The following is a 9,070-nucleotide window of genomic DNA, read 5'->3' as shown; positions in this document are numbered from 1 at the left end:
TCATCAGGAACGGGACTTAACACCCTCTCAAAGACGCTCTTTGCTCCACCGAGCGGCCCATCGCCACACACGCCTGGCTGTCCAAGACCTCTGCGGTCACCCTGCTGGAGGACCTTGCCCGCGGAGCACGCGAGTTGAGCCATGCAACCCTCGACGAGTTCGGCCAGGACAAGACCGTCCGGCACCTGCGGACCGTGCTGGTGACAGCCGGCTCACTGCCCACCCGGGATGAGTACCTCGCCCGGCTTGAACAGTGGCTCGACAACACCATCGCCTCCGTCGCCGACCCCCAGGACCGCTACGTCGTCCACCGCTACGCGACCTGGCATCACCTGCGACGACTGCGGCGCCGAGCCTCCCCCAGCGGCGTCACCTACGGACAGGCCGCCAGCCTCCGCCGCCGCACCAGGGCCGCGATCGGCTTCCTGGAACTGCTGGCCGGACACGGCCTGACCCTGGCCACCTGCCAGCAAGCGCACCTCGACCGTTGGCTCGCCGACGGCCTGGTGCCCCAGAAACTCGACACCGGCTCCTTCGTCCGGTGGGCGTCGACGAACAAGCTTGCGAAACTCGACTTCCCGGCGACCAGGTGGCACGGCCCCACTGGCGCCATCGACGCTGATCGCCGCTGGCAGACCGCCCGTCAGCTCCTGCACGATGATTCGCTGCCCGCAAGCATCAGGGTCGCCGGCCTGCTCGTCGTCCTCTATGCGCAACACGTCGCTGACATCGCCCGCCTCACCCTCGACGACATCACGGTCACTGGCGGCCGGGTCGACATCACGCTCGGATCCGCACCCATCACGCTGCCTGAGCCGCTGGACGCCCTCATCACCCAACTCGCCGCAGACCGCCGCGGCCATGCCGTGTCCGGCCACCGCGCGGCGTCCCCGTGGCTGTTCCCCGGCGGGCAGCCGGGACAGCCGATCAGTGCCTACCGGCTCCGCGAACGCCTCGCCACCGTCGGAATCACCGGCAACCTCCGCTCAACCGCCCTCTTCCAGCTCGCGACCGAGCTGCCCGCCGCCATCCTTGCCCGGACTCTCGGTCTCCACATCCAAGTCGCCGTCCAATGGCAGCGAGCCGCAGCCGGGGACTGGGCCACCTACGCCGCCGAAGTAAGTCGCAGGGCAACGGAGAACCTCAATGGCACCTGAGACGAAGCCCTCAGACCACACTCTCACGGGGGCATTCGGACAGTTCCAATACCCGACGTCACCATTACGTCTCCACGACACCACGGTCCGCCGGCACTGGGAGAAGGCACGCAAGGTCAACATCAGCGGTGAGAAGGTCACGCTTGATCCGGACGGACCGCTCGCCGAGGCCGCCTGGGCCAAGCAGCGCGTCGGACGCGCCACCCAGGCCCTGCCCAACGGCTACTGCGGCCTGCCGGTGGTCAAAACCTGTCCCCACGCAAATGCCTGCCTGACCTGCCCGATGTTCGTCACCACACCGGAATTCCTGCCCCAGCACCGCCAACAGCACCAGGAAGTCCTGCAGATCATCTCCGCCGCCGAGGCACGCGGACAGCAACGGCTCGTCGAGATGAACCGCCAGGTCCTGGGCAACCTCGAACGCATCATCACCGCCCTCGACCAGGACGACGACGCGGAGGCGGCCGATGCGGGCTGACAACAGCGCACACCTCGTGACCTCGGCCCAGCGGCGCCACGAGCTGACCCGCGCCAAGACCGTCAAGGCCCTGCGCGAACTCGACACCGCAGGCACCCCGGTGACCTTCGAAATCATCGCCCGACACGCAGGCGTCTCACGTTCCTGGCTCTACACCCAGCCCGACATCCGAGCCGAGATCGAACGACTCCGGTCGCTCGACCGCCGAGCCCTGCCACCGACAACACCCGCACGCCAACGAGGAACCGAAGCCTCCCTGGCCCGACGCCTCGAAATCGCCCTCGCCCGCAATCGCGACCTCACCAACGACAACCAACGACTCCGGCGCCAACTCGCCCACGTCCTCGGCCAACTCCGCGCGGCCGGCCTGCCCACCACAGACGAAGTCGCCCTCCCGCGACACTCTTCGATCACGATCGGGCCCTGCTGACACGGCTCTCCAACCGCCTCGTCGTCTCGTCGACGACACCGTCTCCGACGAGACGACGCAGGTCACAGCCCTACACCAACGACCAACTCAAGATAATCAAGGGGAGGGCGAAGTCGTCCACTCCCAGCACTCGCGGGCTGTCGGCGGGAGGCTCGGCCGGCAGGGCCCGCACCCTGCTGAGCAGGGTGTTCGGGCTGACCGGACAATGCAGCATCCGGGCAAGACGGGCGCCGGCCCGGCCCGCCGGCACACGGCCGACCACCTCCAGCATCGCCTCCTGGAGGCTGCTTCGCCGCCCGTATCGCAAGGTCAGGCCCTCGACCTGCTCGGCGAACGTACGACGGCCACAGTCCGGACTGTCGCACCGAAACCGACGGACGGTCAGGCATATCGTCACGGGCCGCCCGCCCACCGCGACGTCGGCGAGACGACGACGGTAACGATCGTGCACGCGGCACGACACAGCCCCGCAGCCCGGACAACAGGCGGTGGGAGCGACGCACGAGGCCGTGATCCTCACTCCGGAGCCAACGACGCGGATACCGTCGACAGCCACGGCGGCCAGGTGGGGAAGCAACAGGTCGAGCAGCTGATCGTGCAACATGCCTGGTCAAAGGCCGACCTGGCGGTCAGTCACGCTCGGCCATCCCGAGATGTTGATCAGAACCTCTTGCGCTGTCCGCTCTCACCCCGCTCGCAGCACCCTCACGCTCGACTACCGCGGCACCGGCGACAGCGACAAGCCCGACACCCCTTACAGCACCGAACTGTTCGCCCAGGACGTCATCGCCGTCCTCGACGAACTCGGCATCGACTGGGCCGACGTCTACGGCACGTCCATGGGCGGACGGGTCGCCCAGCAACTCGCCGCCCGCCACCCCCACCGAGTGCGTGCGGCGGGGTCGGGGGAAAACTTGCCTATAGGCCGTTCGGCGACATATGTTGTCGACATGAGTGAGCGTGTGATGCAGGAGCCGACCCTGCTCCTTCTTACCGCCCTGGCGGACGCGCCCCGCCACGGGTATGCGATCACGCAGGAAGTCAGCAAGATCTCCAACGGCCGCGTGGTCCTGCGTACGGGCACCCTCTACGGGGCTCTTGAGCGGCTCCTGAAGGAAGGGTTGATCGAAGTGCACCGGGAAGACATCGTGGACGGCCGCCTCCGCCGCACCTACATGCTTGCCACCCAGGGCCGGGAACGGCTGGCCCGGGAAGCCGAGCGGATCGCGGAAACCGCCCGCGAAGCCCAGCGCCGCCTGGGCGCCAGCGGCAGGGTGGCGATGGCATGATCTCCGCACTCCTGCGCCTGTATCCGGCCCGGTACCGCCAGGCGAACGGCAGTGAAATAGCCGAGCTCTACCACCAGGCAGTGCACAACGCCACGGCCCGGGTGCGCGTACGGGAGACGGTAGACGTCACCGCGCACGCTCTGCGGCTGCGGGTGGGACTGGTCTCGACCGCCCGCCTGGGCCGCTTCTGCGCTACCATCGCCCCCTTTGCCCTGGCCGCTGCCGCTGCCTACGCAGCCCTGCGCCTGACCCTTCTCCTCCTCGACTACCGCGATGCGCCCCTCGCCTTCCACCTCCCGGGCAACCCGGACACTGACGAGGTGCTTCGCCAGTCCGTACTGCACGGCACCTGTGCGGTCCTCTTCCTTCTTGTCCTGATCGGGACAATAACCGCACTGGCCACCCGGCACTGGACTGCAGGTGTCATCACCGCCGCAACCGGCCTGACCGGTTCCGCCCTCACCGCCATGGCCATCCCCGACAGCTACGGCGACGTACGCCTCACACCAGCGATGACGCTGCTCGCCGCGGGCCTCCTTCTCACGTGCCCGCCCGATCTGCGCCCCAGCATGGGAATGAGGCGTACCGCCGCGGCTCTCGCCCTGGCCGCCTGGCTTCCGGAGGCAGTAGCCCTGGACCTGGCCTTGCCACAATTCAGGCTGCACTATGCCGGTATCTGGCCGATCGCCGCCCTGGCCGCGGCCGGCTGTATCGCGGCCTTTCGCTCCCGGACCAGTGGCCTGAGGGAGCTCGGGGCCGTGACGGTGGCGTCCGCCCTGCTTGTCGCACACGGCTACGCCGTCTCCTGGGGGAATGCAGCCGTCACCGCCGTAGGCCTTGTCTTGCTCTTGGCGGCCGCAGCTCTGGTCGGCGTGTTGCACGCGGCCCGCCGACGCGGTGGTTCGAGGTCTGGACAGACCCGCCACCGCACGCTGGAACAGGGCGGTGACTGAACGTCTTTCAACCTGTCCCGCGGGTGTGAAAGAGCAGGCCAGAGCGGGTAACGGCGCGAGGCCCCTGGTCGTTGCGCTGGTGTTCTCTACGCACCGCGCTTCGCCCGAGGAGCCTTGCTTGGTTCCGTATCCTTCCATGCTCGATGTCCCTTATGGGCTCGTGGGGCATGTCTCGTGACTGATCCACGCCCGCCGACAGGAGCTGAAGTCGCCGTGGCGGCGGCTGGGTTGTTTCAGGCAGGCTCTGCTGACGCTGGCGCATCTGCGGAAGAACGAGACGTTCGCACAGCTGGGAGCTGGCTTCGGTGTCTCGGAGGCGACCGCCTGGCGATACGTCGACGAGACCCTGGACGTCCTCGCGGCCTGGGCTCCCGGCCTCCACGAGGCCTTCGTGGGCCTGGGTGAAGGGGACTTTCGTCATCGTTGACGGCACTCTGGTCCCCACCGACCGCATCGCCGCGGACGAGCCGTACTACAGCCAGAAACACCAGCAGCACGGGATGAACGTGCAGGTCATCGCCCGTCCGGACGGGACCCCTCTGTGGTTCTCCACCGCGAACTCCCGGACCACTACCAACGGTTCAACCGCGTCCACGCCCGCCTCCGGGCTCCCGGCGAACGCGCCTTCGCCCGCCTGAAGACCTGGCGCGTCCTCCGCCGGGCACGATGCTCCGGCAACCGCATCAGCCGCATCGTCCAGGCCATCCGCACCCTCCTGACCTGCGGCTACTCAGGATGAAAGACGTTCAGTAAGGATCTTCAACTTGGGCTGGCGCAGCCCAGCTTGAAGTGTGTTGACCTGCGGTTTTCCAAGGAGCTGTCACCCGATCGGTGGCCACTCTGAAGATCCTTATAGCGTGTGCGGTTAGGCGGTGTTCGGGGTCGCTTTCTGGGGCGTGTGTCCCAGTGGTAGAGGGTCCGCGAGCGGCGGATGAGGCGGCGCAGAGTGATGACAGCATGGGCCAATGACAGGTGGGCGTCGGCGACTTGAGTGCGTCGTTCGGTGTGGCGTGCGATCTTGAAGAACTGGTTGCCCCAGGTGTTCGTGCGCTCGACCGGCCGGCGTTTCGTGTTCTGGACAGGGGTGGCGACGCTCTTGACCGCGGCCTGGGCCTGCAGGCCGTGTTCCGCGGCCGTTCGTGCCCCCCCCCTTGTCCGGGCCGTAGGCGGCGTCGAGGTGAACGGTGGCATTGTCCCGGAGCGGTCCGAGGCGTTCGAGTTTCTGCAGCGTCGGGGCGAGGAGCGGGGAGTCGTGCCGGTTCCCGGGAGCGGTGACCGCCCCGAGAGGAATGCCGGCGGCGTCGGTGCAGGTGGAGCGTTTCATGCCGCCCTTGCGCCGGTCCACCGGCGACGGTCCTGCGGCGTCGTCGCCGCAGGGCGCCTTGGTGTGACAGCCGTCGACCGGCAGGTCCGACAGCTCCGGCCCGACGAAACGGTCGTAGGCCTCCGGCACGATCAGCTCCAGGCGTTCGAACACGCCGGCTGTGATCCACTGATCACGTCTGTCGCGGATCGTCGTCGCCGAGCACGAACTGTCGGCGGCCTTGAGGTAACCGCAGCCGAACACCAGCACCTGCACAAGCCGGTCGAAGACCGTGCGGTCACCGATGCGTCGACGATGACAACCCGGCGGGTGACCCGGGTCGAACTCACTTCGCGCAGGGACCAGTTCGCGGAACCGGTCCCACAGCGGTTCGACGAGCCACGATGGGAGCGCAGGCACGGAGCCTCCACGATCACGGAGCGTAGAAACTCACATGATCACGCAGCCCCGCGCCTGCGCCTGCACCCAGGCCCCCACACCCCGCCAATCCGCGCACGCTCTTAGAGCGTCCGCCAGTAGGTCATGGACGCGACAGTGCGGCGGCACGACGGGTCGGCTTCTTGTGATCATGGAGTTGTCTACGCTCTGTGATCCTGGGAGAAGCCTGTGCCCATCGTGCCTGCGTCCATCATCGACCCGATCCGCGCCGAGTTCCTGGCACTGTTGCCGGATCGTGAGGACGATCACCCGCTGGGCTGCCACAACCCGCGTGTCGCGGACGTGGTCGTCTTCGACAAGCTCATCACCGCGCTGGTGTCGGGCATGGGGTACGAGCGGGTTGCGGACAGCACCTGCTCTGCCACCACGCTCCGGCGCCGCCGGGATGAATGGATCGAAGCCGGTGTCGCCGCTCACCTGGTTCTTGCCGTATTCCGGGCTTACGACCGGATGGTGGGCCTTGAGCTGGAGAGACTGGCCGCGGACGGATGTATCACCAAAGCGCCTTCCGGGGGCGAGCGCGCGGGCAAGTCCCCCGTGGACCGGGGCAAGCAGGGCCTCAAGCGGTCCCAGCTCACCGACGCCTACGGCATACCCATAATCACCGTCCCCGCGGGTGCGAACGTCCGCGACCACACTCTGCTGCCCGAAACCCTCGACGATTTCGCCTGGCTGACCGGCCGTCTCGGCCATGCCCCGCAGCACCCGGCGCTGAGCCTGGACGCCGGCTACGATTACCAGCCCGTCTACAAGGACTTGGCCGGGCGGGGCATCACCGCGAAGGTCACTCCGCGTGGCAGTCGGGTCCCGATCCAGACCGTCGGCCGCTGGGTGACCGAACGGACCAACTCCTGGATGAACAACTTCGGCAGGCTCCGCCGCTGCACCGAACGACGGCGCCAGTGTGTCGAGTTCTACCTCGCACTGGCCACCGCCGTCATCACTGTCCGCAGCCTGATCCGCCGGGCCTGGCACACCCACCGCTGGGACACCCGGCCGGCCAGCCCACGCATCCGATGACCCCATCTCACCACCTGCTGGCGGACGCGCTGAGTACCGGGGCCGGCGCCCGACGAGGACGACCAGGCGACGCAGCTGATCAGACACTGAGCGCAGTGAGCGCGCGGAGGCCGGACCCCTTTCGGGTCCGGCCTCCGCCGTCTTCGATCATGGTCAGGGCGTCTGCCGGGGCGCGTCGACGACGGCGCGCTCCAGGACGGCGGTGGCGTGGACGAGCGTGCCCGCCGTGCCCCGGTCGCTCGTCCTGGTCAGGCAGGTGCGGGCGCCGAGGTAGCCGAGGCTCTGCCGGTCGAAGACCCACTCCGTGCGCTCACCGAGTTGCTTGTCCTCACGGGCGATGGCGATGCCGTGCCGGCCCTTGGCGTCCGTCGCGTCGGGGATCTCGACGACGCCCGGGATCTTCGCGGCCGCCTTGTAGAGGGCGGCTTCGGTCTCGGGCGGCATGACGGCCGACAGGAGTCCGCCGAAGGCCTCGAAGACGGTCTGGTCCCCGTCCTGGCCCTTGACCGGCCGGACCTCCTTGCGGAGCCGCTCGTACAGGGCGTCGGGGTCGGTGGGCAGCGAGGCCAGCCACTGGTACGTCGGCCGGTCGAGGCCCGCCGGGACGGGATCGCCCATGACCGGGAAGTACTTCCCGTCCTGCTTGAGCAGCCCCTGGTCGTCCTTCCGCGGAGCCGACCTCTGGGGAAGCCAGTTCTCCCACTCCTTCGGCTCGCTCACCTTCACGGGCTTGTAGTGGACGGTCTCGGTCGTCAGGCCCCGCAGGTACACGTACTGGTCCTCGCGCACCGGCCCGGTGCCGGACTTCATGGCCACCGCCGCGATCCGGTCCAGCAGCACGACCGCTCCGCGACCGGAGGCCGCTTCGGTACGGGGCGCTTCGGCGGGTGTCCGGGTGCGGTGTGCGTCCGGCAGCGTCGCGATCAGGACGCCGGCGACGGCCAGCGCCGTGGCGGGCATCAGTACGGCAGGGCGCAGCAGCCGGCGCCGGACCGTCGCGGCCGGGGCGCGGTCGCGGTCGATCTGCCGCATCAGCCGCTCCTTGTGGTGGAGGTGCCGGCCGGGCGGCAGGTCCCGTTCGGCCGGCGGCGGCAGCAGCCGGGACAGCTCTTCGCGCTCGGTGGTGTTCATCGGGCCTCCTCCTGGACGGTCAGGGCCGCGAAGGCGGCACCGCTCGGTGATTCCGGTGCTTCGAGTTGCTGATCGGCGAGCCGGCGGAGCCGGGCACGGGCGCGGGACAGGCGCGAACGCACCGTCCCCACCGGAATGTCCAGGGCCTCCGCGACCTGCGCGTAGTCCAGCCCGGACCACACGCACAGGACGAGCACCTCCCGTTCCGGGCGCCGCAGACTGCCCAGGGCCCGGCGGACCGCGGCCAGCTGCCGCGCGTCGTCGATCCGTCCGGCCGCCTCGTCGGCGAAGTCCGCCACCGGCTCCGGGGCCGGGCGGCGGGCCAGGAAGGCGAGACGCCGGCCGATGCTGCGGTTGGCGTTGCGCGCCTTGTTCGTCGCGATCCCCAGCAGCCACGGCCTGAGCGAATCGCCGTCCGGCTCCAGCCGCTCCCGGGTGCGCCATGCCTCCAGGAAGGTCTCGGACATGACCTCCTCCGCCGTCGACCAGTCGCCGGTCAACCGATAGGCGTGGTTGTAGACAGTCCGCGCATGCTCCTCGTAGAGCTGGGCGAACGCGTCGCGATCACCCGCTCGTAGTCGTGCACGCATGCGGTCTCCTGTGTTTTGTGGTGCTCACACATCATTGCTCTCCGCGGCGCGCAGGCGGTTCTGGGTGACCTGGGTCACGTGTGCCGGTGATGCCGTACGTAGACCCCGGCGCGGGCGGCGGTCGCGGCGGCTTCCGCGGCCCGTCCGGCGGCGGCCCTGCCGGGCGGATCGTTGCTGGTCAGCAGGCGGCAGCAGAGCGGTGCAGGGCAACAGTGCCAGGAACTCGGCGCGGATCGGGTCGATGATGGACGCAGGCACGA

10 protein-coding genes and 2 pseudogenes are annotated in these 9,070 nt (G+C 68.9%); 7 read left to right on the top strand and 5 right to left on the bottom strand.

Annotation, left to right across the window (positions count from 1 at the left end; genetic code table 11):
• Positions 1-134 precede the first annotated feature (134 nt).
• From ACLHRZ_RS35840 to ACLHRZ_RS35830, 3 genes are read left to right on the top strand one after another with little or no spacing between them, the layout of a single operon-like run.
• Complete coding sequence (locus tag ACLHRZ_RS35840; protein WP_490422796.1) at positions 135-1,157, top strand: hypothetical protein; 1,023 nt, start codon at positions 135-137, stop codon at positions 1,155-1,157.
• On the top strand, positions 1,147-1,635 hold the full coding sequence (locus ACLHRZ_RS35835) for a hypothetical protein (protein WP_490422795.1): 489 nt from the start codon (positions 1,147-1,149) through the stop codon (positions 1,633-1,635). The genes ACLHRZ_RS35840 and ACLHRZ_RS35835 overlap by 11 nt, the downstream gene beginning before the upstream one ends.
• Positions 1,625-2,065, top strand: coding sequence for a DUF6262 family protein (locus ACLHRZ_RS35830; protein WP_490422794.1), 441 nt, complete (start codon positions 1,625-1,627; stop codon positions 2,063-2,065). The genes ACLHRZ_RS35835 and ACLHRZ_RS35830 overlap by 11 nt, the downstream gene beginning before the upstream one ends.
• 70 nt (positions 2,066-2,135) lie before the next feature.
• Here the strand turns inward: ACLHRZ_RS35830 and ACLHRZ_RS35825 are convergent, their stop codons facing one another.
• The gene (locus tag ACLHRZ_RS35825) at positions 2,136-2,669 is read right to left on the bottom strand and encodes a transposase family protein (protein WP_490422793.1); all 534 of its coding nucleotides are present in this window, start codon (positions 2,667-2,669) and stop codon (positions 2,136-2,138) included.
• A 49-nt stretch (positions 2,670-2,718) separates the two neighbouring features.
• On the opposite strand from ACLHRZ_RS35825, the gene ACLHRZ_RS35820 reads away from it, so the two are divergent.
• From ACLHRZ_RS35820 to ACLHRZ_RS35810, 3 genes and pseudogenes are all read left to right on the top strand, one after another.
• The gene (locus ACLHRZ_RS35820) at positions 2,719-3,354 is read left to right on the top strand and encodes an alpha/beta fold hydrolase (RefSeq protein ID WP_490422792.1); all 636 of its coding nucleotides are present in this window, start codon (positions 2,719-2,721) and stop codon (positions 3,352-3,354) included.
• The gene (locus tag ACLHRZ_RS35815; RefSeq protein ID WP_490422791.1) at positions 3,351-4,307 is read left to right on the top strand and encodes a hypothetical protein; all 957 of its coding nucleotides are present in this window, start codon (positions 3,351-3,353) and stop codon (positions 4,305-4,307) included. The genes ACLHRZ_RS35820 and ACLHRZ_RS35815 overlap by 4 nt, the downstream gene beginning before the upstream one ends.
• A 178-nt stretch (positions 4,308-4,485) precedes the next feature.
• Positions 4,486-5,046 (top strand): annotated as a pseudogene (locus ACLHRZ_RS35810) (transposase family protein).
• 140 nt (positions 5,047-5,186) lie between these two features.
• On the opposite strand, the pseudogene ACLHRZ_RS35805 reads toward ACLHRZ_RS35810, so the two are convergent.
• Positions 5,187-6,030 (bottom strand): annotated as a pseudogene (locus ACLHRZ_RS35805) (IS5 family transposase); the annotation flags it as partial.
• 207 nt (positions 6,031-6,237) lie between these two features.
• Between ACLHRZ_RS35805 and ACLHRZ_RS35800 the strand changes: the two are divergent.
• Positions 6,238-7,089 (top strand): IS5 family transposase, encoded by an 852-nt coding sequence (locus tag ACLHRZ_RS35800; RefSeq protein WP_490422790.1) that lies wholly within the window; start codon positions 6,238-6,240, stop codon positions 7,087-7,089.
• Between the two features lie 153 nt (positions 7,090-7,242).
• On the opposite strand, the gene ACLHRZ_RS35795 is transcribed toward ACLHRZ_RS35800, so the two are convergent.
• The 3 genes from ACLHRZ_RS35795 to ACLHRZ_RS35785 all read right to left on the bottom strand — a co-directional run.
• On the bottom strand, positions 7,243-8,220 hold the full coding sequence (locus ACLHRZ_RS35795) for a CU044_5270 family protein (RefSeq protein ID WP_490422789.1): 978 nt from the start codon (positions 8,218-8,220) through the stop codon (positions 7,243-7,245).
• Positions 8,217-8,810: an RNA polymerase sigma factor gene (locus tag ACLHRZ_RS35790; protein ID WP_490422788.1), complete on the bottom strand. Its 594-nt coding sequence runs from the start codon at positions 8,808-8,810 to the stop codon at positions 8,217-8,219. The genes ACLHRZ_RS35795 and ACLHRZ_RS35790 overlap by 4 nt, the downstream gene beginning before the upstream one ends.
• A 24-nt stretch (positions 8,811-8,834) precedes the next feature.
• Positions 8,835-9,070 (bottom strand): hypothetical protein (locus tag ACLHRZ_RS35785; RefSeq protein ID WP_490422787.1); only part of this gene is annotated, 236 nt, incomplete at its 5' end.

This window comes from Streptomyces sp. AM25 (genome assembly GCF_058146165.1).
This window is presented reverse-complemented; position numbering and strand designations above follow the sequence as displayed.